General features: G+C 47.9%; 26 protein-coding genes and 1 pseudogene. 15 read left to right on the forward strand and 12 right to left on the reverse strand.

The genetic code is table 11. From position 1 onward, the window contains the following. Positions 1–10: 10 nt before the first annotated feature. The 6 genes and pseudogenes from CEF21_RS05445 (at position 11) to CEF21_RS05470 (ending at position 4,215) form a co-directional block, all read left to right on the forward strand. Positions 11–1,492 (forward strand): response regulator, encoded by a 1,482-nt coding sequence (locus tag CEF21_RS05445; protein WP_164462091.1) that lies wholly within the window; start codon positions 11–13, stop codon positions 1,490–1,492. A gap of 72 nt (positions 1,493–1,564) precedes the next feature. Beyond that, a pseudogene (locus tag CEF21_RS05450) lies at positions 1,565–1,927 on the forward strand (family 4 glycosyl hydrolase); the annotation flags it as partial. A 27-nt stretch (positions 1,928–1,954) separates the two neighbouring features. Next, positions 1,955–2,407 carry a hypothetical protein gene (locus CEF21_RS05455; protein WP_123913974.1) on the forward strand — a complete coding sequence of 151 codons (453 nt, stop codon included), beginning with the start codon at positions 1,955–1,957 and terminating at the stop codon, positions 2,405–2,407. A gap of 19 nt (positions 2,408–2,426) precedes the next feature. Further along, complete coding sequence (locus CEF21_RS05460) at positions 2,427–3,296, forward strand: MurR/RpiR family transcriptional regulator (protein WP_123913976.1); 870 nt, start codon at positions 2,427–2,429, stop codon at positions 3,294–3,296. Between the two features lie 21 nt (positions 3,297–3,317). Next, positions 3,318–3,662 carry an HAD family hydrolase gene (locus CEF21_RS05465; RefSeq protein ID WP_123913978.1) on the forward strand — a complete coding sequence of 115 codons (345 nt, stop codon included), beginning with the start codon at positions 3,318–3,320 and terminating at the stop codon, positions 3,660–3,662. A 37-nt stretch (positions 3,663–3,699) separates the two neighbouring features. After that, complete coding sequence (locus tag CEF21_RS05470; protein ID WP_123913980.1) at positions 3,700–4,215, forward strand: hypothetical protein; 516 nt, start codon at positions 3,700–3,702, stop codon at positions 4,213–4,215. A gap of 412 nt (positions 4,216–4,627) precedes the next feature. On the opposite strand, the gene CEF21_RS05475 is transcribed toward CEF21_RS05470, so the two are convergent. Further along, complete coding sequence (locus CEF21_RS05475) at positions 4,628–4,990, reverse strand: hypothetical protein (protein WP_123913982.1); 363 nt, start codon at positions 4,988–4,990, stop codon at positions 4,628–4,630. A gap of 334 nt (positions 4,991–5,324) precedes the next feature. On the opposite strand from CEF21_RS05475, the gene CEF21_RS05480 reads away from it, so the two are divergent. From CEF21_RS05480 to CEF21_RS05495, 4 genes are all read left to right on the forward strand, one after another. Continuing rightward, positions 5,325–5,606, forward strand: a complete 282-nt coding sequence (locus CEF21_RS05480; protein ID WP_123913984.1) for a heterocycloanthracin/sonorensin family bacteriocin — start codon at positions 5,325–5,327, stop codon at positions 5,604–5,606. A gap of 116 nt (positions 5,607–5,722) precedes the next feature. Continuing rightward, positions 5,723–7,543 (forward strand): bacteriocin maturation protein, encoded by a 1,821-nt coding sequence (locus tag CEF21_RS05485; protein ID WP_123913986.1) that lies wholly within the window; start codon positions 5,723–5,725, stop codon positions 7,541–7,543. Next, positions 7,540–9,474, forward strand: coding sequence for a TOMM precursor leader peptide-binding protein (locus CEF21_RS05490; RefSeq protein ID WP_123913988.1), 1,935 nt, complete (start codon positions 7,540–7,542; stop codon positions 9,472–9,474). Before CEF21_RS05485 ends, CEF21_RS05490 begins: the two co-directional genes overlap by 4 nt. Positions 9,475–9,486: 12 nt before the next feature. After that, positions 9,487–11,034 carry a SagB family peptide dehydrogenase gene (locus CEF21_RS05495; protein ID WP_481747629.1) on the forward strand — a complete coding sequence of 516 codons (1,548 nt, stop codon included), beginning with the start codon at positions 9,487–9,489 and terminating at the stop codon, positions 11,032–11,034. Positions 11,035–11,262: 228 nt separating this feature from the next. Here CEF21_RS05495 and CEF21_RS05500 read toward each other — a convergent pair whose 3' ends face one another. The 5 genes from CEF21_RS05500 to CEF21_RS05520 form a co-directional block, all read right to left on the reverse strand. Beyond that, positions 11,263–11,925, reverse strand: a complete 663-nt coding sequence (locus CEF21_RS05500; protein WP_123913990.1) for a Type 1 glutamine amidotransferase-like domain-containing protein — start codon at positions 11,923–11,925, stop codon at positions 11,263–11,265. A 424-nt stretch (positions 11,926–12,349) separates the two neighbouring features. Beyond that, positions 12,350–12,670, reverse strand: a complete 321-nt coding sequence (locus CEF21_RS05505; protein WP_123913992.1) for an ArsR/SmtB family transcription factor — start codon at positions 12,668–12,670, stop codon at positions 12,350–12,352. Further along, complete coding sequence (locus tag CEF21_RS05510) at positions 12,667–13,086, reverse strand: SRPBCC family protein (RefSeq protein WP_123913994.1); 420 nt, start codon at positions 13,084–13,086, stop codon at positions 12,667–12,669. The genes CEF21_RS05505 and CEF21_RS05510 overlap by 4 nt, the downstream gene beginning before the upstream one ends. 107 nt (positions 13,087–13,193) lie before the next feature. Next, positions 13,194–14,153 (reverse strand): D-2-hydroxyacid dehydrogenase, encoded by a 960-nt coding sequence (locus tag CEF21_RS05515; RefSeq protein ID WP_123913996.1) that lies wholly within the window; start codon positions 14,151–14,153, stop codon positions 13,194–13,196. A gap of 69 nt (positions 14,154–14,222) precedes the next feature. Next, on the reverse strand, positions 14,223–15,569 hold the full coding sequence (locus CEF21_RS05520) for an FAD-binding oxidoreductase (RefSeq protein ID WP_123913998.1): 1,347 nt from the start codon (positions 15,567–15,569) through the stop codon (positions 14,223–14,225). A 393-nt stretch (positions 15,570–15,962) separates the two neighbouring features. On the opposite strand from CEF21_RS05520, the gene CEF21_RS21190 reads away from it, so the two are divergent. The 3 genes from CEF21_RS21190 to CEF21_RS05535 all read left to right on the forward strand — a co-directional run bounded on the left by CEF21_RS21190 (position 15,963) and on the right by CEF21_RS05535 (position 18,954). Continuing rightward, complete coding sequence (locus CEF21_RS21190; protein ID WP_164462092.1) at positions 15,963–16,136, forward strand: hypothetical protein; 174 nt, start codon at positions 15,963–15,965, stop codon at positions 16,134–16,136. A gap of 118 nt (positions 16,137–16,254) precedes the next feature. Continuing rightward, complete coding sequence (locus CEF21_RS05525; RefSeq protein ID WP_123914000.1) at positions 16,255–17,016, forward strand: TerC family protein; 762 nt, start codon at positions 16,255–16,257, stop codon at positions 17,014–17,016. An 894-nt stretch (positions 17,017–17,910) separates the two neighbouring features. Then, positions 17,911–18,954, forward strand: coding sequence for a hypothetical protein (locus CEF21_RS05535; protein WP_123914004.1), 1,044 nt, complete (start codon positions 17,911–17,913; stop codon positions 18,952–18,954). A gap of 123 nt (positions 18,955–19,077) precedes the next feature. On the opposite strand, the gene CEF21_RS05540 is transcribed toward CEF21_RS05535, so the two are convergent. From CEF21_RS05540 to CEF21_RS05560, 5 genes are all read right to left on the reverse strand, one after another. Beyond that, positions 19,078–19,419, reverse strand: a complete 342-nt coding sequence (locus CEF21_RS05540; protein ID WP_123914006.1) for a hypothetical protein — start codon at positions 19,417–19,419, stop codon at positions 19,078–19,080. A gap of 76 nt (positions 19,420–19,495) precedes the next feature. Continuing rightward, entirely contained in the window at positions 19,496–20,368 is an 873-nt protein-coding gene (gene rbsK, locus CEF21_RS05545; RefSeq protein ID WP_123914008.1) for a ribokinase, read from the reverse strand. A 96-nt stretch (positions 20,369–20,464) separates the two neighbouring features. Beyond that, positions 20,465–21,097: a YczE/YyaS/YitT family protein gene (locus tag CEF21_RS05550; RefSeq protein ID WP_123914010.1), complete on the reverse strand. Its 633-nt coding sequence runs from the start codon at positions 21,095–21,097 to the stop codon at positions 20,465–20,467. Between the two features lie 78 nt (positions 21,098–21,175). Further along, positions 21,176–21,649: a GNAT family N-acetyltransferase gene (locus CEF21_RS05555; protein WP_123914012.1), complete on the reverse strand. Its 474-nt coding sequence runs from the start codon at positions 21,647–21,649 to the stop codon at positions 21,176–21,178. Positions 21,650–21,680: 31 nt separating this feature from the next. Beyond that, the gene (locus CEF21_RS05560; RefSeq protein WP_123914014.1) at positions 21,681–22,133 is read right to left on the reverse strand and encodes a DUF2269 family protein; all 453 of its coding nucleotides are present in this window, start codon (positions 22,131–22,133) and stop codon (positions 21,681–21,683) included. A gap of 218 nt (positions 22,134–22,351) precedes the next feature. Between CEF21_RS05560 and CEF21_RS05565 the strand changes: the two genes are divergently transcribed. Then, entirely contained in the window at positions 22,352–22,699 is a 348-nt protein-coding gene (locus CEF21_RS05565; RefSeq protein ID WP_123914016.1) for a DoxX family protein, read from the forward strand. 55 nt (positions 22,700–22,754) lie between these two features. Here CEF21_RS05565 and CEF21_RS05570 read toward each other — a convergent pair whose 3' ends face one another. Continuing rightward, a complete protein-coding gene (locus CEF21_RS05570; RefSeq protein ID WP_123914018.1) occupies positions 22,755–23,729 on the reverse strand; it encodes a LacI family DNA-binding transcriptional regulator in 975 nt (324 codons plus the stop codon). Between the two features lie 220 nt (positions 23,730–23,949). On the opposite strand from CEF21_RS05570, the gene CEF21_RS05575 reads away from it, so the two are divergent. After that, the gene (locus CEF21_RS05575; protein WP_123914020.1) at positions 23,950–25,419 is read left to right on the forward strand and encodes a glycoside hydrolase family 32 protein; all 1,470 of its coding nucleotides are present in this window, start codon (positions 23,950–23,952) and stop codon (positions 25,417–25,419) included.

Genomic DNA, 25,419 nt, shown 5'->3' on the forward strand with positions numbered 1-25,419 from the left:
GGGCATGGATATGTACACACTTTTTATCGCGGATGACGAAAAAATTGTGATTGAGGGGCTGACGAGTGCCGTCGATTGGGAGAAATACAAGATTCAGATTACCGGTACAGCAATGGATGGAATCGACGCTTTGAAGCAGATCAACTGCCTTCGTCCCGATATTGTGCTCGCCGATATCCGGATGCCCGGAATGAACGGACTGGATTTAATCCGGGAGGCGAAGCGGGAAAATCCAAATCTTCTCTTCATTATGATCAGCGGCTATTCAGAATTTACATACGCGAAGCGGGCGATAGAGATGGAGGCCGTGGATTACCTCGTCAAACCAATGGAAGCAGCCGATATTGTCGCTTCCGTAAAAAAAGCGATTGAAAAGCTGGAAAAAAGGAAGGAAGAAAGCAAGTTAACGAGCAAGATAGAATTATACGAAGCGGAACTGGAAGAGAAGCACGTATTGGATGTACTCATGGGCAGGTGCCCGCTAAAGCCCGTGCCAATCCGTCCGCTTCATGAATACGCCGTCGCGGTCATCCGCGGCCACAATGAGGCATTTGTTGTTCATCTGAGGGAAAAATGCCTGGAAGAATTCATTTATATAGTGGAAGACAGCGTCGTCATGGTTTCCCCCCGGCCTCATGATTTGCAGGACATGTTAATAAGCCTCGCGGATCTCGGAAATCCGGTCATGGGAATAAGCCGTGTCCGCCAAAATGATCTTCACTTGCCTGCCGCCTACGAGGAAGCGAAGGAAGCGCTGAAAATCGGGATCTTTGGAAGCCAGTGTTTAACGAAATATGAAGAGCTGAAAGAGTACGGCCTCCATCAAGGCACAACCATGTTGAAGGAAATTGAGCTGTTCTTTTCCTCAAGGCCAGCGGATGTTTGGAATGAAATGGGCCATCTCATCGATAAAACGATGAACTATGCCGAGGTAAATAAGCTCTCCCCCAAAAAAACGAAATACCTTTGCTTTAACCTGATCAAGACTTTCCTCCGGCATGTCGAAGCCGAATACGAATTGGAAGACAAACTGTTCGGAGAGGGATATCTCCTCTATGAAGAAATGGAGGAGCTCAAATCAAGAGAGGAACTGAAACAATGGCTTACGAATACGGTCCGGGAAGCTGTGGAATATTTAGATCAGAATCGGATTTCTTTTAATGAAAAACTGGTTTTGGAACTGAAGCAGTATGTGAACGAGCATTACAGCGAACCGATTGTGCTGGATGAACTCGGCAGGCGCTTTTACAAAAGCCCCGCCTATTTGTGCAGTCTTTTTTCAAAAAATGCGGGCCAGACAATCTTTGAATACATCACATCCGTCCGAATTGAGCACGCCAAGAGACTCCTTCGCTCCACCAATCTCAAAATTTCAGAAATCTGCGAAAAAACCGGGTACAGCAATCATAAATATTTTAATCAGGTTTTCAAAAAACACGCCGGGAAAACGCCTGGCCAATATCGGAGCAGACACTTAGTGAAGCAGGAATAAGGGCCGGAAAGGCCTTTTTTTTGTTTGTCATCTAGCGCTCAGCGGAGTCGTTTTCCTTAGCAGGCGATTTTGATGAAGCAAAAGGGATTAAAAGTAGCGACGGTCGGCGGTGGTTCAAGCTACACGCCGGAGCTGGTCGAAGGTTTTATTAAACGGTATGATGAACTCCCTATTAGGGAGCTGTGGCTGTCAGACATCGAAGCCGGGAAAGAGAAGCTTGAAATCGTAGGAAGTCTTGCGAAGAGAATGGTAGAAAAAGCGGGAGTGCCAATGGAAATCCATCTGACGCTTGACCGCAGAAAGGTATTTAAGGATGCTGATTTTGTCACAGCCCAGATGAGGGTCGGTTTGCTGGATGAGCGGATTAAGGATGAGCGGATTAAGGATGAGCGGATTCCGCTGCAGCACGGCATGATCGGTCAGGAAACAAATGGAGCTTCTTGGGGATGAAGGAAGCGGGTAATGGATTGCGATCAGGGCTTTTCAGCAGATGGCAATGGAGGAAGACCGGGGGATGCCGTTCAGCCCGTTAACGAAAAGCATTCTTTCAGAGCTCGGCTATACACACGTCCAGGAGATAAAAAAACCATCTATTCCGCGACTAAAGCGGAAATTGCCTCCTTTGTCCCGCTGATTGTGAAGGAGGCAGAGGCGGGAGGGAAAATGGCCCTGCAAATCTTTCAGGAAGCCGGCATCGCACTTGCCGAAATGACGCTTGCCGCCGCGGATAGGCTGGGGTTTGAAAATTATGTTAAAATGGCTGTAAAAGGCAGTGTCCTCCAACATATCCTGTTTGTTCAAACCTCCTTTCTAGACCGCATCAAGCAGAGCAAACCGGAAGCTGAGGTTATTACAGAAGATGTGTCATCTGCTTTGGGCTGCTATTATTTGGCCCGGAAGGAAATGACGCGTTAGAAGGCAGGGGAAGCATCAGGTGGAAGTCGTTAACGTATTACTAAGAATGGAAGGATTGCTGCAGCAGCTGCCGAAATCCGAAGCAAAAATAGCAAGCTATATCCTTGAAAATCCCCGGGAAGCAGTCAGGATGACGATTCATGAACTGGCTGCCGAGGCGAACGCAAGCAGTTCGGCCGTTTCCCGGTTATGCAGGTCGATTGGAATTGATAGTTTCTCCGAGCTGAAACTATCCATCTCTTCTCATATTGCCCGTCCTGAAAGAGCGGGATTCTACGATATTGAGCCGAATGAACCCATTTCCTCCATCAAAGATAAAATTGTCTCCAATTCGGTACAGGCGATTCAGGAGACTGCGCTGTATCTGGATGAAGAGGTGATTGATGAAATTGTGGAAGTGCTGAAACATGCGGATGTCATTTACGTGTACGGCCTGGGAGCGTCCTGGCTCGTAGCGGAGGATATTTCCCATAAATGGCTGAGGCTTGGAAAGTTTGTCAGCATCAATCAGGATCCGCACGTGACCGCGGCCGCGCTTGCTTCTTCCAATAAAAATGCGGTGTTTTTCGCGATTTCCAACAGCGGGGAGACACAGGAAATACTGCAGCTTGTGAACATCGCAAAGCAATCCGGCGTCAAAACAATCGGACTGACGCGCTTCGGAAGCAATCCCTTAACGAATCAGACGGATTTGTCTCTTCACCATGTAAGGGCACCGGAAGCGAAATTCCGCAGTGCGGCAACGAGCTCGCTCTTTGCACAGTTTTTAACGGTCAATATCATTTTTTACGCCTATGCATCCAAGTATTACGATGAAAACATTAAAGAAATCGACCGTTCCAGAGAATCGGTTCTCCGTTTTTCCGGCCGGAATTCACCTAACTTGTAAAGAAAGCGGGGCGGAGAATTCATGTATATAGCCCGGGCTCAATATGAAATTGATTTCGTGCCGACCGGCCTTGCTGAGCATATAAGCGCAGCTGTGCTGGAAGATGACACCGCAAACCATAAACCGCATCCGGAACCGCTGCTGCATATACTGGACCTGCTCCATGCGAGAGCGGAGGAGGCGGTTTATATCGGCGATGCTCCTTCCGATATGGAGAGTGCCAGGCAGGCGGGGATGAAATTCGGGCTTGCGCTGTGGGGAAGCGGAACGGAAGCGGGATTCGAGGACGCGGACTATGTTTTCCGTTCTCCGGAGGAAATACTGAAAACCTATAAGCATATGGTGGATGAAAGTTTCCTAAAATGATAGAATATGCTAAAACCGGTCTGCAAAGGAGCTTTTTATGGCTAACATTTCATTGGCGGAAGCCGTTAAGTTAAAAAGTGTTTTGTCTAAAAGAATTCATGAGCTGGAAGAAGAGATGGACCGGGTGGCCTATCAGGAAGTGGAAAAGGGCAGCAAGGTTCCGAAACAGGCAAGGACGCTTAAGGATGCTGAGGCGGACCTGGACGAGATCCGGAAAGATTTCCGAACTCTCGACCGGCTGATGTATGAGGCGAATATTGGAAATACGGTGGAGTTCGGCGGGGAATCTTTTCCGATCGTAGAAGCGATTGAGCTCGCCACACAGCTCCGGGCAAAAGCAAGGAAGTACAAGGAGTACGGTTCTGCCCAAAAAGAAGAATATCCATATGCGTACAGTGAAAATAACTCCATTATCCGTCTGGCGATGTTCGAGCCGGAGGAATACCGATTGAAAGCGATCGAAATGGACCGGCAGGCCAATCGTCTGTCCAACCAGATTAATGCGAAAAATTATTCGGTAGAATTGAAATTTGACAGCGAAAAGTATTTTTAATCCTTGAAGAGGTGAGAATCCTCTTCAAGGCATAGAAGGAGAACTCCGAATGTACCTTTGGTACTTTAGTTTGGAAATGGCAAGCGGACAAACCAATGATTCCTGACCCATTCCTCTTTTACTGTTTACCAATGACCCACTATGGCAAACGAGGTCGATGACCAAGCCTCTTTGTGAAAATTCTCTCCTTCTATGGATCCCCCGTCATTTTGGCGGGGGATTATTTTTTTACATGGCTATGCTAAAGCATGTTGCTGATTTTTGAACCCCGGTTGATTGAAGCGGAAGGCGTGAGACTCCGAGCTTGAGAGCAGCGGGACATGTGAGATCCCGCAGTCGCAAAGCGGCGAGGCCCGCCTAAGGATAAGCGAACGGCTGCAGCGGAAATCAACAGCGAAGTTTACAGAGCTTTTTACATAAATGCATACATGAACAGCCCGAAATATAACGGGCCGAGGAAAAGGATAAAACTTCCCCCGATGAGGACCGGTCTTGCCTGCTTTGGTATTTCCTCATAGATGGAATCCCCATTCTCGTCTTTTATTTTAAAACTGAAAAAGACATCCCACAGGAGTCCGCCCGCAAAAACAAACTTCCACACAATCGGTGTGAAGAAGCTTGAGCCTGTGACATACCCCATTAGTCCGATCCACGTCAAGATGGAAACGATGAAATCGGCCCTCATCCATGTGGTTTTGTAGCCTCCTTTAAGAAGGAAGCCGATTGCGGCCGTGCCTAAAATCCCTAAATAAATGACCCACAGCATATGTATCACGTGATGTACCTGCTTTCTCCAGTATGACTCTATTATAGTTCAGAAGAATGATAGATGAACAGATACCGTGTAATGGAACTGCGTGCCCATAGTGCCCGGTCAGGCGGCCCTTGGGCTTGCCTTAACAGGACGCTGTGTCTGCTGCTGGTTTCACTGGCTGACAAACCGGTCGAATTTAGATCCTTCCGATGTTTGAAGATTGGGCTTACCCACTATGAACCCAATTCTGCTGTTCTACATAAATTAGGGGGGAATGACACGGAAATGGTGCATTCACCTAGCACGAAGTGAATTTATGAGGGCATGCGAATATAAACATACGGAGGTTATGCAAATGTATCCAATTCAACATGATTTACAGGCATTGCAATTAGGCGATTACCACGTGGGGCAAGTGACTCCCTGGGATATACGGGATGCGCAATATGGAGATTCCAGCCGGCTCTGGGGCTGTGTAGGAATTGGGATTTTCCGATGTTTCGGATGTGCCGGATGTGCGGGCTGCGGCGGATGCGGAGGCTGCGGCGGCTGTGGAGGCTGTGCGGGATGCGCGGTTCGCTGCGGAGGCTGTGCACGCTGCGGCGGATGCGGAAGATGCTGGAGAGGCCAGGAGTAAGGTCTGCCGTTTCATACAAAACCCCTGTGCATATGCACAGGGGTTTTTTGGTATAACGGACAATTTCCGCCGCATAGAGTTAATCGATATAGACTGATTTTTGGAGGAGGAGCGGAATGCAGAATTTGGATCCTTCCATGCGGCTGAAAGTCAATCGGGATACGGTGTACATCCCCGATTCATCGGGCGGTATATATTTCAGAAATAACACCAGTTCATTCCAAATGAAGGGAAGCACGATTGCTCAATGGATTGAAAAACTGATGCCTATGTTTACAGGCGAGTACACGTTAGCGCAGCTGACTGGCGGACTGATGCCTGATTACCGGGAGAGGGTGCTGGAGATTGCCGGCAGTCTTTTTCAGAATGGATATGTAAGAGATGTGAGCGGAGAACGGAGCCATCAGCTGACGGAACAGGTGCTGGAACGATACGGTCCGCAAATTGAATTTCTGGATGGATTCGGCGGATCGGGTGCTGCCCGGTTTGAGGATTATCGAAGGACGAAGGTTCTGGCAGCAGGCTCCGGCCCCTTTTTTGTCGCGCTCGTTTCCTCGCTCCTCGGATCGGGCTTGTCTAAGTTCCATATGAAAATCACCAATACGAACTGGACAGACCGGAGGCGCATAAAGGAATTAGCGGATCACGCCCGTCTGTCGGATCCGGATGCAGCTGTTGAAGAGGCCGATGCAAAGGACTGGGCGGAAGCCATCCGGCCCTTTGAGGCTATTCTGTATGTTTCAGAGGATAAGGAGGAATTGCAGTCCCTTGCCGCCATTTGCAGAGAAGAGGGGAAAATCCTGATTCCGGCGCTCATGATGGAAAATCAAGGGGTGGCAGGGCCGGTTTTATACCCTGAACAAGAAGCCGGTCCTGCAGCTGTGTTTAGAAGTATCCAATCAGATGGCGCCGCATCAGCAAAAGCTGGGTCTTCTGCCGCTTCTGCCATGCTTGCGAACCTCATTGCATTTGAGTGGCTGAAGACAGCGGCGGGACTGAAAGCAGCAGACCGGGAATTTTATCTGCTCGACTTAGAAACGCTTGAGGGAGAGTGGCATCCGATAGCGCCTCATCCTGATCGGTCTGTCACTTTGAGCAGGGCGGGCGGGATCAGAGAGCGGATCGAAAATGAAATGGAGATGAAGCTCGGGTATTGGATTGTCCGTTTCAGTGAATTAACCTCTCCTAAAACGGGGATTTTCCGAACGTGGGATGAAGGAGATCTCCCGCAGCTTCCGCTTGCGCAATGCAGGGTTCAGGCCGCACATCCAGAAACCGGGGGCGTGCTGCCTGAAGTGATCTGCGCCGGGCTGACTCATGAAGAGGCGCGGAGAGAAGCCGGTCTTGCCGGAATTGAAGCCTATGCCGCGTGTCTGTTCGGCACGGCGGGAGCGGGGGCAGGCGAAACGGCGGCGGAAGCCGTCTGCCGCGGTCTCCAAAGGGTGCTGGAAGAAGAACTCAGCCGGAGAAATCAGGAAACGAGCCCTGTCTATCCCGTTCAGCTGCAGGCAGAGGATGAAACATGCCGGTATTACTGGCAGGTGCTGAATACACTTCAATCCCGGCCTGCAGCAGCGGTTGGCAAGGAAGTGGCCGGTTTCCCGTCCGTTTGGATCGGAACGAACCGGGGCTGGACGAACAGCACCGGTCTGAACGTGACCCTTGCCATGAGAAATGCATTGAAAAAAGCCATTCAGCTCGTTCAGTCACCAAACGGAGAAGGTCAAGTGAAGCCGCCGGTGCCCCTGCAGAATTCGTTCCATCTGATTGTGCCTCCTTATGAACTGGATGAACGAACGCTTTTCCTTCAGGCAGAGTCCATATTGGAACAGGAAGGAAGAAGTGTGGAAATTGAAGAGCTTGACATGGGCCCTCTCTTGAAAGAAGGAATTGCGGGAGTGTTCCGGGTTGCTCTAAGAGAGGAGGAAGCTGAATGAAGACCATCGCAGTGATCGGTGAAGGAGCTCTTGCGGATCTTGCCAGTGAGCAGCTGGCTTCCAGCTATGAAGTGATTCATGCAAAAGCTGCCGGGGACGGGACGGCTGGAGCACAGATTGCCCTGCTTTTGCAGGATGGCTGGAACGCTTCTTTTTACAGGGAAAACCGTAAAAAACTCGGGGGCGTTCCCCGGCTGTATGCCTATATGTCTTTTGGGGAGGCTGTGATCGGACCGTTTGAAGAGGACGGATGGAAAGGCTGTGTGTATTGTGCTTCTGTGAGAAGGCTGATGGCCGGGCGGGACCGGAAGGAAATGTGGGATTTGACGGAACGATTGGATGAAACGGGCAGCTCCAGGGATGCATGGGCCACAAGGGCAGCGATGGAGCAAGTCATTCATGTGATCGGGGATGAGATCCGCTTATCCCTTAGCGGCAAGCCGGTCCGTTCAGAAGGAGCGGTCTATTTGATGAATTTAAAAACGCTGTCCGGGAGCTGGCATTCCTTTCTGGCAGATCCTTTCTGCAAAGTATGCGGCACACCTGAAGAAGACTCTCCGGAACTTGCGCGCATCAGACTTGAGCCAAGCCCGAAAATCAGTGAAGACAGCTACCGCTGCCGTTCCATGTCCGAACTCTCGCACGTTCTTTTCAAGGATTATCTGGACGGGAAAACCGGGATCTTCAATGAAAAAACGGTCGATCTCTCAACCCCGTTTGCCGACGCCATCATCAATCTTCCTCTATTCGGGGGAAATGAGGGGACAGCGGGGCGTACCCTTTCCTACGAAGCGAGCGGAATGACGGCGATCTTGGAGGGGCTTGAGCGCTATTGCGGCATGCTTCCGAGGGGGAAAAAACCGGTCATTCGGGATAGCTACAGCCAGTTAAGCGAGTATGCCATCGATCCGAGGACGGTAGGCGTTCATGCCCCTGAAAACTATGAGCAGCCCGGCTTTCCCTTTAAGCCGTTCCGCCCTGACAGGAAGATGAGCTGGGTATGGGGATACTCTTTTTTACAGGAAAGGCCGGTTCTTGTACCGGAGCTGCTTGCGTATTACAGCCTAGGCTGCGGTCATAAAGGCGGATATGTGTACGAAACTTCCAACGGGTGTGCGGTGGGCGGAAGCCTGGAAGAGGCCGTTTTTCACGGGATCATGGAAGTGGCGGAGCGCGATTCCTTCCTGATCACCTGGTATGCAAAGCTTCCTCTCAGGAAGGTTGATCCCCGTTCAGCAGGGGATGAAGAGCTGAATCTGATGCTTGACCGGATGGAATTTGTAAGCGGCTACGAGCTTCACTTGTTCCGTTCCACGATGGAGCACGGCATCCCGAGCATCTGGACTGTCGTTAAAAACCGAAATGACTCCGGCATGAATGTCATGTGTGCGGCTGGAGCCCATCTCGATCCGGTGAAGGCTGTGAAAAGTGCGGTGTTTGAGCTGGCCGGGATGATGGGGGGGCTCGGTGAAAAGCTCGAGCACAGCCGGGAACGTTATGAAAACATGCTTGCGGACGGGTCGCTTGTGAAAAAGATGGAGGATCACGGCATGCTTTACGGGCTGAAGGAAGCAGAGGAGCGGCTCGGATTTTTGCTGAATGATACCCGGCCCATGCTTACGTTTGAAGAGGCTTTCGGGCGAACGCCGGTCCGGTCCGATTTAAAAGAAGATTTGGAAGATGTCCTCGGGCGTTTCAAAGAACGGAAGATGGATGTGATTGTGGTGGACCAGACGGCGCCCGAGCTGAAACGAAATGGCCTGCACTGTGTAAAGGTGCTGATTCCGGGCATGCTTCCTATGACGTTCGGCCATCATTTAACCCGCGTAACAGGTCTTGAACGGGTGCTGAAGGTACCGGCTGAGCTGGGGTATTATCCTAAACCGCTGACCATGGCGGAGCTCAACCCGTATCCGCATCCGTTCCCATAGGAGGAGTGTGCGGTGAATACGAAGGAACTGCTTTACACCATTCACTTTGATATGGATCGGGCAAATCCCCCTGACTGGAAGCCGGACTGGGACGATGCCCCGCTTCCTTATAAAGTGTATAAAGGTCTTGAAACGTTTCCGCTTTCGTCAGCTGTACCCCTCCGTCTATCAGAATCAGAGGAGCCGAAGCAGCCGGATCTGGAGAGAATCGGACACTTTCTCTGGTACACCTACGGACTGGCGCAATGTACACAGACCGCCTATACAGAAGGGGACCTCGTTCAGTCGCTGAGAAGGTTCGCTCCGTCCGGAGGAGGCTTGTACCCGAACGAATTGTATGTGTATTTGAAAATTGAGGATGCTCCCGCAGGCGTCTACCATTACGATGTCGCAGGCCACCGGCTCGTGCTCTTAAGAGAAGGGGAAGCCGATGGATATTTGTCCAAAGCACTCGGCAGCGGCTGTGATCTTTCTTCGTGCTTCGGGGCAGCCATCATCTCGACAAGGTTCTGGAAAAACTTTTTCAAATACCATCAGTTTTCCTACCGGCTGCAGGGGCTTGATGCAGGGGTCCTGATTGGTCATCTGCAGGAGACAGCGAAGCGGTTCGGATTTGCATCCGGCGTGTATTTTCAGTTTCTTGACAGGGCGCTTAACCATCTCCTTGGTCTGAGCGACAAGGAGGAAAGTGTATACGCGGTTGTGCCCCTTTCCGTTGAGGCGACGAGATGGTGTGCAGGCGGGAACCGGCCTGAGGTGACCTCAGAAATCCTGTGCAGAACCATTCCTGCCATTCAAACGAGTTATTCGGCAGGCTCGAAAAGGATACTGGAATTTCCTGCTTTATGCGAGGCCAACGAAGCATCTTTTTTCGATTCGTCTGAATCATTCAGGCGGATCAGGCCGGCGGAAAAGCCTGTCCCGGAAGGACGGAGGCTGGAGCTGCCGGGAACGGGGGTTTCTTATGATTTGGCTGAAGCGTGCCGAAACCGGTTTTCCCCGGAAATGGATTTCACGCATGGAAAAGTCACCATGGAACAGACCGGGACTCTGCTGAGAGAGGCGTTCCGTTCATTTGCCGGCCGGAATGATCTCGACGGTCTGGGGCAAAACCTCCCCCGCGTATCCATCTATGCGTGCTTTCATAAGGTAGATGGCATTCCGGACGGAGCTTATCAATACTGCGATTCTGAACAGGAGATCGCGGAAATCAGACGCGGTGATCACCGGTTTTTCCTGCAGGACGCTATGTCTCTCCACAATATTAACCTCTACCAGGTTCCGATGGTCATCCACATAGCCGGGAGCCGGAACCACCTGCTGGATGAGCTCGGATACAGAGGCTACCGCATACAGCAAATGGAAGCGGGAATGCTCACCCAAAAGCTCCTGCTCACTGCAGCGGCCATCGGCTGGGGAGGCCATCCGCTGCTTGGATATGATGTGAATAAATGCGACGAACTTTACGGAATGGAAGAGCGGGGAGAAACGTGCCTCATCCAAATCCCAATCGGGCCCTGCCGCAAGCGGGCATGGCTTGCGGGGGGGCTGCACACGTGATGCAGAAAATAAGAAAGACCGCCATGGATTCCGCTAACGGGTTCGGTTTCGAAGTGAAAAATTCGTATTTGCAAAGCTTTTCGCACGGTAATTAACAGTTGAATTTACAGAACACTTTAGCAGTAAAATTAGCACGAAAAAAGCTCGGAGTCATTATGCTCTGAGCTTTCTTTGTTGCAGCAAATTTTGAAGATAAGCACCCTTTAGTTGAAGAAGAAATAAGTGACACTACAAGCAGAGCGTCTCATCCAATTTCTGAATCTTGGAGTGGGAAATTAAAAAAACATTGCCTAAAATGTCGATTTTGTCTCCCTTTACACGTACAGCACAATCTTTGTTCGAAGCATAAATGTTTATTTCCTCCGATAGGGGAGATAGTTCACTTTGGACAAACGTAATGTTATTTTCGAGATCAAAATGAGAAAGGACGGAAAATTTGTCAAGACCAATTCCGTCGTAAACAGAGCTCATTTCAACTTTATATCCAAAGTTTTTCGAGCATAACCATTTTGCGGACATATTGATTGCACCAGCACTTGCTCCAATCACAACGCCGCTGCTTTTTTTAATCGAATCCGATAATTCATATTCCATCAAAAAACCATTTTGTTTAAGAGTGTTCCCCCCCAATAAGAAAATGACTGAAGCATTTTGAATTATCGTTTGGGCATCTTCCTTCTGTACGTGATAATTAATTAGATGATATTCATCAAATATAATGCCAGCCTGGTCAAGCCACGATTGTTCAGTAGCACCATTATCTTCATAAATAGATGGATTTGAGCTAATCATAGCAAGCGATTTTCTATCAGTTATATCTGCCTGTAACACACTACCCAGATTCTCTGGAAAAAAATCGTTAAACCAACCTAAATAATAATGAGTTTTCATAAATACCCCCATAGCAAAGTGTAAATCTACCATTTATTCCTTGCGTCATCATTCTGTTTTCTTGTCACAAAAAAAGCTCTCAATATGAACCCATTATTGAATACAAGTTAAACAACACCCTTCACCTAACCTGCTCGATTAGTTGAATAACTACATAATTTTAACATAAATATCCAGAGAGCTGCTTACGTTTTCAACATACCAATTCGCATAGCGATTCTCCAACTGACTGACAATAACCTCTGTCACTCAGCTAAAAGTGGTGCAAATTTGAGTGCTAAAACACAAAAAACATACATTATTGTCCTTAAAATCAACGAAAAAAAGCAGTCCATTTAAGTTGATAATTGGACTGCTAATTAGTGTGTGAATTTAAGTTTTTGTTCTCAAAAACCGAACCCATTAACATTCCGGCGGTCTTTCTTTATTCCTTTTCAGCCAAGTGCTTCATCACAGACAATTTATTCTCCCAGAACCGCTCATAATAGGCGAGCCAGTCTTTCAGTTCAGCAAGCGGTTCAGGATGCAGACGGTAAATTTTTTCCCGTCCGGACTTATGTCCTTTTATAAGCTCTGCTTCAGAGAGGATGTGAAGGTGCTTCACGATGGCAGTCCGGCTGATTGGAAAGTGGGATGTGATTTCTGAGATCGGCAGCTCTTTTTCACTGAGTAATTGAAGGACCTTCCGTCTTGTAGGATCTGCAATTGCCTGGAACACATCATGCTTCTCGGCCATTGAAGTCATTCACCCTCAACTGCTTTTTTCAAACGCTCCTGAACAATCCCGTTCCAGCCGCCGTTCATACGGTCGCGAATGTCGGAACTCTTTGCATTCGGTTTTTGCAGGAGGTCATCCGGGTTTTTCCACCCGCTGTGAATGAGCGTAAACTCTGTGGCATCCCCTAAATCTTTCAGAATAAATGAAACGATCCAGCCTTCCGTATCCCATGAAAAAGAGAGTTTTGCGGGAGGATCAATCTTCAGAACTTTGCACGGAGATGGACCGAATGGAGATTGAACATGAAATTCGTATCCCTCCCGGGGTTCGAAGTCGTTGGGCATAAACCATTGGGCAATCCCCTCTGAAGTGGACACCATTTCCCAAACCTTTTGAATAGGGGCTTTAAGTGTTACTGTTTGGATAATATCTGGCAGGCTCATTTGAATTCTCCTTTTGGTGAAATAACACCTTATGGTTGTATAAAAATGATATAACACCAAATGGTTACATGTCAATCTGTAAAAAGAGGCCCAGTTAGGCCTCCTTTTTAGTATCCTTTATTAAAATCCACCCGGTTCACATCCGGTTCCTCTCCAGCTAAATACTTCTTCAGGTTCGGAAGCAGAATATCTCCGATTACGCGTTCATCATAGTATTCCGTTGAGCCTGCCGTATGAGGTGTAAGTATGACATTTTCCATTTCCCACAGCGGGCTGGCTTCTTCGAGGGGCTCGTTTTCAAACACATCCAGGCCGGCTCCGGCAATTTCCCCTGATTGAAGAGCTGCGACCATATCTTTTTCCACGATTATATCCCCGCGGCCAATGTTGATCAGGAAGGCGGAATTCTTCATTAAAGAAAATTGTTCTTTCCCGATCATGCGGTTTGTATCCTTTGTCAGAGGGAGAGTGACCACCACATAGTCACATTCCGGAAGCATGTCGTTCAGCTGATCCGGTGTGTACATTTTGTCCACAAATTCCGCATTCTTTCCGGAATGCCTCATACCAAGCACGTTCATATTAAAGGCCTTCGCGATCTTCGCTGTTTCTTTCCCGATTGCGCCAATTCCCAAAATCCCAATGGTCTTATTATGGATTTCAAGCTTCAGACCTGCGTGATGCCACGTTTTGCTCTGCTGATTGCGGAGGTAGGCATGGATGTTCCGGGTCAGACCAAGCATGAGAGCAAAAATCGTCTCTGATATCGGGGAGGCGTGGACGCCATTGGCGCTTGTAAGCATGATGGATCGTTCTTCAAGCCAATCCAGCGGTATGTCATTGACGCCTGCACTCCAGGATTGGATCCATTTCACGTTTGAACCGCTACTCAGGTGGCCGGCCATGCCTTTTCTCCACCCGGCAATGATTTCCGCGTCTTTCATATCGTTTTCCCAAACCGATTCATCTCTCCCGACAAGAAGCTCCCAATCTGGAATGGCTTCCTGAATTTGCTGTACGTAAGAATCAGCCAGGTTTTGGCCGATGATCATTTTCCGTTTTCCCATAAAAAAATCCCCCATTCCAGTCTTTCCCTTATTGTACCAAAGGAAGTCGGGGGGATGGAAAAACGGTGCTTATCGAATGGCCTGAGGAAACTGAAAGACACGGGACGGATCATAGCGATCATGTACTTTCCTTAGTCTTTCTGCATTTCCTCCAAAATACGCCGTTTCATAATTTTTCAGTTCACTGATTGGGAAATTGACAAACGAGCCTTCTGTAAGCGACTCAAGCGTCTGGAAGCGCTGCACGACCCAGCGCTGATTGGCGGAGGCGAACCGGTCTTCTTCCCAAACGGATTGAATACCGGCGATATACCGTGCATTCCGGTAGTAAAAAGCCGTTTCTTCAGGATTGACGTCCTTCACCTTTCCGCCAAGCGCATACACCGTGAATCCGGCAAAAATTGAACCGGGCGGTTTGTTTTGAATCAGTTCGGCAAGCGTTCTGATTTCATCCCTTGTATATGGCTTGTAAACAAAACGCCCCGTTGACTTGAATTTTTCAGAGGGGGGATACGTCTCCGCTACCTCTCTAACTGCTTCTAAAAATGTCTTTTCTTCAGCGGATATCTCCATTCCAATGATTTTTAAAAAAGGGGCCAGGATTTTTTTCGCTTCATCCGGCGGACCGTAATAAAATCCCCTGCCGAAAATAGCCATGCCCTCTGAGGAAGAATCATACAAGGTGGCGCTGATCGTCATCTTTCTGTCAGCCTTTGTCAGCCATTTTTGCCATGTCAGCAAAAACTGTTCCATGACAGCAGGGGAGGCTTCAGGACGGTATAGCTGGACGAGCGTAACAGAGCCTATTTTCGGCGGCAGCCGGAACGTCATCGAAACGACGACTCCGAAATTGCCTCCGCCTGCCCCTTTACACGCCCAGAAAAGGTCTTTATTTTTATTCTTGCTTGCTTTCACAAGCTCACCTTCAGCATTTACGAGCTCAAGCTCAATCAAACTGTCGCAGCCCAGTCCTAAAAAGCGGCTTGAGTACCCCCAGCCTCCGCCAAGCACATATCCGCTTACGCCTACAGTCGGACAGGTCCCGCCGGGAAACGGATACCCTCTTTTGCCTGCAAACTCGTATAGCTGTTCATTTCTGACACCTCCGCCTGCTGTGATGGTACGGCTGGAGGAATCCATTTTAATCGTATTTAAGCGGCTGATATCAATAACGAGCACATTATTCCCGACAGAATAGCCTTCATAATGATGTCCCCCTGACCGGATCCTCAAATCAATCTGATTTTTTACTGCCCATTTGATGGCGTTGGAAACATCCTTGACTTCGGATGCATACACAATGATGAGGGGGAATTTTTGGATGGAACGGTTCCATTCCTGCCGGGCCGCTTCATATTTTAAATTTCTGCGAGTAACGACTTCTCCGGTTAATCCATTCAAATCCAGTCCAAACACGCTGCAGTCACCGCCTTATTTCTTTATTCTATTTATAAGTATGAAAGGCGCTGCCCTGCATACCACAGTTACATGCAATGGCCAATCAGAAATCCTTGACAGACAGCCCTGGTATCCATTATGATTTTTTTAACAGCTGAAAGAGTTGAGGCTGTGCTCGAAGAAGAGCGTATATACTCCAAAGGGGAGTAGCTGACAGTTATGTCGACAATACGTGATGACCTCATCACCGGCCTGACTGGCAACAGAAATGTTGTTTGCGAGACCTTTGCCATAATGGTGAAGGGATAAATAGGATGATTTCAAACCTTCACCGGCCTATGGTGGAGGTTTTTTATTTACAAAAACCTTCATACGCATACGACAAACCCATGAAGGAGAATTGAATTTCTGTTGAAATTTGATCTGCAAAAAAGGATTCTTTTATTCATCACCATGCTTGTAACCTTTAAATTGTACGCCGTTACGATTCTGACCCTGGACATCTACAATCCGCCGCGCTCCCTTGCCCTGCAGACCCAGCAGATCCAGGCTGAACAGCCGAGGATGCTGCTTAAACATAGATGAAAGAGTGTTCACTGAATGTTCCTTTTTCAGCCGTTGGATGCAAAAAATTCCGGGTAATCATAAAATGCATGAATGAACAGGATACTAAGAAACATAAACCGAAAAAGGGGGACCCACTTTGGATGCCGGCTTATTGTTGGAATATGGATGGGTATTATTAATACTGATTGGACTGGAAGGGATTCTAGCCGCCGATAACGCGCTTGTCATCGCAACGATGGTGAAGCATCTTCCTGAGGAGCGAAGAAAAAAAGCTTTGTTTTACGGGCTCGCAGGGGCATTTCTGTTCCGCTTCGGCTCCCTGTTTATCATTTCTTACCTCGTGGATATATGGCAGGTTCAGGCGATCGGAGCTCTTTATCTTTTTGGCATCGCGTTTTACCACATTCTCAAAAAGCATGTGCTGAAGCCAAAGGTAAAGGAAGAAAAACCCGAAGCGAAAGAAGGCTCCGGATTCTGGCTCACCGTCATTAAAGTGGAAGTCGCCGATATTGCCTTTGCCGTTGATGCGATTTTGGCCGCGGTGGCTCTGGCTGTGACCCTGCCGGAAACAAGCCTGCCGGATATCGGAGGACTCGACGGAGGCCACTTCGCTGTCATTTTGACAGGAGGAATCATCGGTCTAGTCATCATGAGATTTGCTGCAAGCTACTTCGTGGTCCTGCTTGAACGCAGACCCGGTCTTGAGACCGCGGCCTTTGCCATCGTCGCTTGGGTAGGGGTAAAACTTGCCGTTTACGCATTATCCCATCCGCAGCTTGCGATCATTTCAGAGGGCTTTGGAAAAAGCGTCACATGGAAAGTCATCTTCTGGTCTGTGCTGCTGATCATCGCTGTAGCCGGATGGTTCTTATCCAAACCGAAGAAAGAGCTTGCATAAGGGGAAAAAAGCTGCCGTGGAATCGGCAGCTTTTTTTATATGACAATGTGGGATAGGATAGGTAAACGCGCGGCCTGCTGTTAGTCTGTTGAATTGGGCAATACGGGGGATTTGCTAGGTGCAGGTTACGGGGAAGTTTGTGGGGATTGGGGGTAACTTTGTGTGGATTGGGGGTAACTTTGTGTGGATTACGGGCAAGTTTGTGTCGAGTGTGGGCAAGTTTGTGTCGAGTGTGGGCAACTTTGTGTGGATTACGGGCAGCTTTTTGTCGATTGCGGGCAACTCCGTGTCGATTACGGGCAACTTTTTGTCGATTACGGGCAATTCTGTGTCGATTACGGCCAAATCGACACAGTGCTGCAAAATACGACTCTTATTGGCCCGTCCCTAATTGGGGAATATGGTCCACTCATTGAATACGGGCCAGTTCGGCCGGAATGCGGGCCAACTTTCACCGAAAGCGGGCCAGTTTGGCTGAAATACGGGCCAACTTGCATCGAATACGGGCCAGTTTGGCTGAAATGCGGGCCAACTTTCAACGAATGCGGGCCAGTTTGGCTGAAATACGGGCCAACTTTCAACGAATACGGGCCATCCGACAAACTCCGTCAAAAACCGACCGGCTCAGAAAATACGACCCTTCACAATAATACTGGCCGGTGCCCGCCTTGCTCCGAAAAAATGCCCCTTCATACCGATCACGGGCACCGCCGTGGCAATAATTCCGTGACTCATTAACCCATACCAATATCCTATATTTCTATAAAATCCCAAATTAACCTTTTCTTTCATTGTTATCCATGTTAAGTTACAACTGCGTTAATTTTATATTCATAAAAAGGAAACGTATGGACCTGCAAAACTATATTAGTACATAATTCAGGAGGAAAAAAAGTGAAAAACAAAATGAAGTTTGGTTTTATTTCAGCAATCGCTTTATCTGCTTCTATTTCATTCCAGGCTCATGCAGCAAGTTCTCCGCTGTCTACAGCTAATATCGCTGGCGAACAATTAAAAAAAGCTACATCTGCGTTTGCTGCGACTACTGACTCTGGTGATGTTTATACGATCAATGAAAATTATGACGCCTTTACAAAACGGCTATCCTATACGGAATCAACTATTGGAAAAGTACCCGGTGCTGCGGTTCGCAAAAGTCTATACGAGAAATATGTAACACCTGCTAAAAAAGTAAAAGAGCGAGTCATTTATGAAGTTTCTGAAACCAGATTATTGGGGTCCATTTCAAAATCGACGCTCTTTAATAAAGAGGAAAAAGCAAAACTGGATCTGAAAAAACTTAACCGGCTGAAAACCAGGGCAGTTGAAATTAAAAAGGATGGCGGATACGCCGCTGTTCCACAATCCATTGTAAATGAGTTAACTTGGCTTGAAGATTATTTAAAAGTTGCGGCGGCTGATCCTTTTTACAAAAACAGCAAAAAATTCGTTCTAATGCTGGATTTCGATCCAAGTTCTAAGCAGGCAATGTTTGGCGGAATCAAAATTGGAGATTCCAGACAGAAAGTTAAGCTTCTGCTTGGTGAACCGATAACAGCCTATGGAAACGATGGATGGGAATATGACTACAACGAAACCGCATATGGCGGTGAATTCCTTGGAGTTGAATTTAAAGGCGGCAAATCTGTATCAGCCTTGTTTTATACAGCCAGGTCTGACAAAAACCAATCCTTTTCAAAAGAATTTGCCGATGCATACCCTGGAGATTTATACCAGTCAACGGATTCATACAACAAAAAACTGAAGGTTAATTCCCTTTTTGTACTAAATGGAACCGGTAAAGACTTTGTATACCTTCAAAATTTCGATGATACTGAAACAGTTCAAGAGATTAATCATTATGTAATTCAGGATAAAAACAAAGTGAGCTTTATAAATGTAAACTCAAAAGAGGACTTTACTAGAGTTCCAAAATGAAGTGAGTACAGGCACCACCAATCACTAGCCTGCTCACTATACGGGTATCAGAATATATGAATTCATGAAAACTGCATGGAACAGCCATGCAGTTTTTTTTATTCTCTTTATGCCCGTTCCTGCTTATTGGAACTGCACTATCAAATAACTTGCGATAGGGATGATTGTATTTAAACGTTCAGCCCCTCCGCTAAGGATGGCGTTTACAATATTAGGGAGGATCGCCTGCTGTTTGATTTTTAAGTGTCCAGCCTGCATTTTACTGAATAAGGGCCGGTTCCGATAAGATACGGGCCAACTTTCAACGAATACGGGCACCACCATGCCGATCACGGGCAACTTTGTGCCGATCGCGGGCAACTTCATGCCGATAACGGGCAATTCCATGTCGATAACGGGCAACTCTGTGTCGATCACGGGCAATTCCGTGTCGATCACGGGCAATTCCGTGTCGATTACGGCCAAATCGACACAATTCCACATCATCCGCAGACTTTCACCCTAATAAAAAAAGACGCGCCAGGTTCAGCGCGTCTCCCGTTTACCGCAGCTTCTCTTCCAATTCCTCCCGATAAGGCATCCCGCCCTGGGCACCGAATTTCGTGACGGAGATGGAAGCGGCTTTGTTTGCAAAACGGATGGCCTCCGCCAGGCTTTTTCCTTCGGCTAACGCAACGGCAAAGGCTCCATTGAATGTATCGCCTGCTCCCGTTGTATCGAGCGCTTCGACAGGGAAAGAGGGGATGACCGTCTCGCTTTCGCCATTATAATAACGGACCCCGTTTTTTCCTTCGGTAATCAGGAGCTTGTTCGGGTATTTCTCTAAAAGAGGTTCATCTCCAAAAATCAGTTTTGCTTCGGTTTCATTTGGTGTGACGTATGCGGCATTTTCCAGAACCGCCCCGCTTACCTTTCTTGCCGGCGCGGGGTTCAGAAGCAATGGGACCCCGTGGGTTTTGCATAATTCGGCTGCATGCTCCACCGTTTCTTCCGGGATTTCCTGCTGAATGAGCACCATTTTCGCTTCCTTCAAAATCGGAAGGGCCTCATCCACTAATGAAGGGGAGACGTGCTTATTGGCTCCCTGTACGACAACGATGCTGTTGTCCCCCTCTGCAAGGATGATATGGGCTGTGCCGCTTGCGGTTTCCGGTAATGACTTTACATAATCTGTCCGGACTCCGTTTGCCTGTAGATTGCTCAAGATGGATTCCCCGTAGGAGTCATCCCCAACACAGCCGACCATGTAGACGTCTGCTCCTAATCTTGCTGCCGCGACTGCCTGGTTCGCACCTTTTCCGCCTGGTACCGTTTTAAACGATTCGCCGAGAATGGTTTCTCCGCTTTCCGGACGTTTTGCTGCTGTAACAACCAAGTCCATGGATGAACTGCCGATTACTAAGATTTTTTCCATCGTTTCTCTCACTCCTGCCATTCTGTCTCCTATTATGTATAGCGGAAATCGCATGAAAATACCAACGAAAAACAGACTCTTATGAGGAGTCTGCTGTCAGCTTGCCAATTCCTTTTCCCGTGCGGCCGACCGGTTTGCGATCCATTTCGAGCAGACAAGGTAGGAACGCTGATAAATCGGGCTTTGTACAAACGGATAAATAAACGTAAAAATGAAAACCGGACCGCCGATGACTAAGCCGATGATCACAACTAGGCTTTCCATCATAATTCGCACCCGGCTGATGGAGATGCCCGTTTTATCCGAAAGGGAAAGCATAAAGCCGTCGCGGGGACCTGCTCCGATGCCGGCAGCAGAGTACATGCCGCCTCCAATCCCCATCGTGATGATGGCTAAAAGCAAGATCGCAATATCAGCAGGAAGGCTGGATGCACGGGGGAGAAAGCCGGTAAACAAAAACGCATCAACGAAGACACCGACTAGGACGGCATTTAAAAAGGTGCCGATATTGATGTATTTGCGGCCGATGAATAAGGAGCACACAATCAAAAAAAGCCCGACGAGAATGGTCCATGTCCCGATCGTGAGGCCAAAGCGGTCTCTGAGCGCGATATTCAGCATATCCCACGGGCTGACCCCTAAATACTGAACCTGTATCGCCATGGCGATGCCGTAGCTGAAAATCAATAATCCAATGAAAAAGATCCCTAACCTGGAGCTGTACCGCATCTGTATTCCCCTTTTTTGGATGTTTACATCCGACTATACGTCAAATACGGTGTGAAATAAATAGTAAAAAGGATTTCTTCAGCTAAGTTTTTTTATAAAAAGCACCCGATCCTTCCCAATTCCGTCGTAATCCGAATGAACGGGGATTCCCTCCATCATGTTATTTCCCGGAACGATTTCAAATCCCATTTTTGTATGATAGGCAATGGAACCCTGGTTCACGGGAGACGTAATGCAGCGGACGAAGCTCCGGTCAAAGTCCTGAACGGTTTGGAAAAAGGACCGGTAAAGCAGCTGACCGATCCCCTGTTTCCGGTATTCGGGCTGCACTCCTGCAAAATGGATGTACGCTTCGTCAGGATTGCTTTGCGAGAGGAAGCCAACAAGAAAGCCGATCATCTCCCCATCTTTTTGGGCAAGGAAGCTCGTATTGGAAAAATGATCAAAAAACAGCTTGGGAAGCATATCAGCCATCTGTCTGCCTCCCCACCAGTCATTAAGGACGGCGGAGATGGTGCTGAAATCTGAACGTTTGATGCTCCGGATATTCATGGAAAGTCCCCCTTTCCATCTATTAAATCATTTAAAACGGCTTTAAGACCATCAGTACAATTAAAATAATCGCGGAGGAATGAAGGAACCCATTGTAGGGAGCCATTTTTTTCCCGATTTGAAGGTACGATTCCGGCAGTTCTTCGCCTGAATGATTTTCGAGGATGGCTTTTTGCTCGGCCATCCGTTTAGGCAGGATCACAGCAACAATGGGCTGGACGGCAACGTAAATGATGAGGGAAGCGATGTACCATACTTTTGTGAAAAGATCCGGATTGAGAATACCTAAGAGAATGCCTGTAACGAGAAGGATAATGCTCCCGACTTTTGCGAGTTTTTCAATTCCATCATTCACGTGAAAAGCAAAGTGAGCCTGGGATACCGTCTTCGGGCGGTTCATCAGGATTGGAAGAGCGAAGGTAGCCCCGAGTCCGCATACAGCGGCAATAACATGAATAAGTACAATGATTCCGTAAATGCTCATAAACCTTTCCTCCTAAGTTTTTGATAGGATAATAATACCAAATAAGAAAAGAGAATATGATTAAAATTACAAAATTTACAATTTGTTACACGGATGAAAAATTGGAATATTTATCTCGCTGAAACGAGACTAAACCAGAAATAAACCGAATATATAATACTGTAACTCAGTCTTCCTGACATACATGAGGTTCATCACAAAGCGAGGAGGAAGTAAAGATGGGTACAGTTGCCTTTATTCTTCAAATTTTATTGGGATTGGCGTTTCTTTTCTTTGGCTTTAACAAGTTTGGTTCAAAGATGAACGAAGAGTTTACCCGCTACGGCTACCCGAAATGGTTCAAAATTGCTACCGGAATCGTCGAAGTTGTGGGAGGGGTGTTCCTTCTTGCCGGTTACTGGAATGATCAGCTGACCGCCTGGGGATCTTTGCTTGCAACCTTAACCATGCTCGGTGCGGTTGTGACCCATTTGAAAGTAAAGGATGCGGGATCAAAATTTACAGTTCCGGTCGTACTTCTGCTCGTCTCAGTATTTCTGCTGTATGTGAACAGCGGGAACTTTTAATGGGAGAAAGCCCTGTCTGGAAAATAAGACAGGGCTTTTTTATATCCTCTTCATCTTAAGTGGTCCCGTTTTCCAAGAGTTCAACCGGCAGCTGCGTTTCAAAAGGGAGACTGTCCGTTTCTCCGCTGATCCTTTGGGATAAGCGTTCAATCGCGGTTTTCGCGATATCATAAATTGGCTGCCTGATGGTGGATAACTCCGGGAGCAGCGCACGGGTCGTTTCCGTCCCGTCGTATCCGATCACTTTGATGTCTCCGGGAATGTGCTTTCCCCGTTTCTTTGCTTCGTTTATAAAGGCGGCCGCAATGAGATCATCGCTTGCAAACAGTCCGTCTGCACCGGGATACTCATCGAGAATCCGCTTTACTAAAGAAATCCTGTCCCCGTCTAAGGGAAGCTCATACGTGACGGGGTTCCGGCTATACGCTTCCATCACATCCTCATATGCTTTCCGTCTTAGATTGGCAGGAGTATCGAGTTCTTTCGGCCCGTTGACATGGAGGATTGTCTTGCAGCCTTTTCGAATAAGCAGTTCCGCTGCGGCTTTCCCTCCCGCATAGTTGTCTGAGCCTACAACCGGGATTGTTTCGGACAAGTAATGATCAATGGCGACAATCGGCAGATCCTTTTTGCCTGAATTGAGAACTCCGCGGTTGTAGGTAACGGCAATTACGCCATCCACTTGATTCCGGATCAGCATCTCCATGTATTTTTCTTCTTTATCCATTCTGCCCAGGCTGTTGCAGAGAAGCAGCTTATATCCAAGCGATCCGGAAATGTTCTCGATGTGAAAGGCCAATTCGCCGAAAAAAGGATTGCTTGTATTGGGGACAATCAGGCCGATTACATAGGTCCGTTTATGATAAAGGGAGCGTGCCAGGTCATTAGGGAAATAATGAAGCTCCTTCATTGCTTGAAATACTTTTTCTTTTGTTTTATCGCTTATATAACCCCGGTTATTCAGTACGCGGGAAACAGTCGTAGGAGATACGCCGGCTGCTTTTGCCACGTCATGTATGCTTGGATTCATGGAGGGACCTCCTTATCTCTTAAATCGTCATCAGAAACATCTTATCTTAAAGCGACTGAATTGTTCAAAAATATTTTGACATATGAAACCGGTTGACATAAACTTTTAAGAAAGCGCTCTTATACATTTATTTAACAGGAAGATGACGCCGGCAGCAAGGGGAAATGGCGAGAATTGATCGAAACATAAGCCTTATAGAAGATAATCAAGGAGGAAGAAGATGCTCACAAAAATGAAACTTCAGCAGGCAGAAGATGCGGTCAGGGAAGCGGAAAAAACGATGAATGAGCGTTACCGTCTCGGCTATCACATTATGGCACCGGCCAATTGGATCAATGACCCGAATGGCTTTGTTCAATATAAAGGGGAATACCATGCTTTCTTTCAGCATCATCCATACAGTGTGAATTGGGGGCCCATGCACTGGGGCCATGTAAAAAGCAAAGACCTCGTTCACTGGGAGCATCTCCCGATTGCACTCGCTCCGGGAGATGAGTGTGACAAAGACGGATGTTTTTCGGGCAGCGCAGTCGATAACAACGGGGAACTAACGCTGATTTATACGGGTCATCATTATACGGATCGAGAGAAGGACTTGTTTTACCAAAACCAAAATATAGCCGTAAGTACGGATGGGATTCACTTTGATAAACTAGGTGAAAATCCAGTCATCGCAGCTCCGCCTGCAGACAGCTCCCATCATTTCAGGGACCCAAAAGTGTGGAAGCACGAGGATCATTGGTACATGATTGTCGGCAATTCCGATAAGAATGAAACCGGGCGTGTCATTCTTTACCGCTCTGCCAATCTGAGAAACTGGGATTATATTGGTGTTCTTGCTCAGAGCGACGGCACACTTGGGTTCATGTGGGAGTGTCCGGATTTCTTCGAGCTTGGCGGCAAGCATGTCCTCATGTTTTCTCCGCAGGGAATGAAGGCGGACGGCGACCATTATAACAATCTTTTCCAAACCGGGTACCTCGTTGGGGATTACACATATGAAACCAATACCTATCTTCATGGCGGGTTCAAGGAGCTGGATCACGGCCATGATTTCTATGCTGTCCAGACGTTGAAAGACGATAAAGGCCGCCGTATCGCGATTGGCTGGATGGATATGTGGGAGTCGGATATGCCGACAAAGAAGGACGGCTGGTGCGGTGCACTCACTCTGCCACGCGAAGTAACGCTCGGCAGCCGGGATCAGATTCTGATGAACCCGGTGGAAGAGCTGGAACGGCTCCGCATGGAGGAGCACCGGGTTTGCTCGAACGAAACCATCCAAAAGAGCTATACAGCAGAAGCAGCTGAAGATCTTATGGAGATTCAAGCCGTTATAAATATGGCCGCTTCATCCTCAAAAAAAGCGGAGATCAAGATTTTGGGCTCGAATGGAGAGCATGCCTCGGTTTCCTATGATGCCGAACTCGGGCAGCTCACATTGGATGTATCGAAGTGTGGAAAGAAGAAAGACGGAATACGCAGGGTTTCCCTGAAGAACACCGGTCTTCTTACTCTAAGAATCTATCTGGACCGCTCTTCCATCGAGGTTTTCGCCAATGATGGAGAAGCTACGATGACGAGCCGGATCTATCCGGAAAGCAAACGGCAGGGAATTGAATTCACGGCAGATGCCGATCTTTCCATCAAAGAATGTACGTACTGGAAGCTAAAGGATATCTGGAAATAA

Origin of the sequence: Bacillus sp. FJAT-42376 (assembly GCF_003816055.1) — a bacterium.
Lineage (GTDB): Bacteria > Bacillota > Bacilli > Bacillales > Bacillaceae > Metabacillus_B.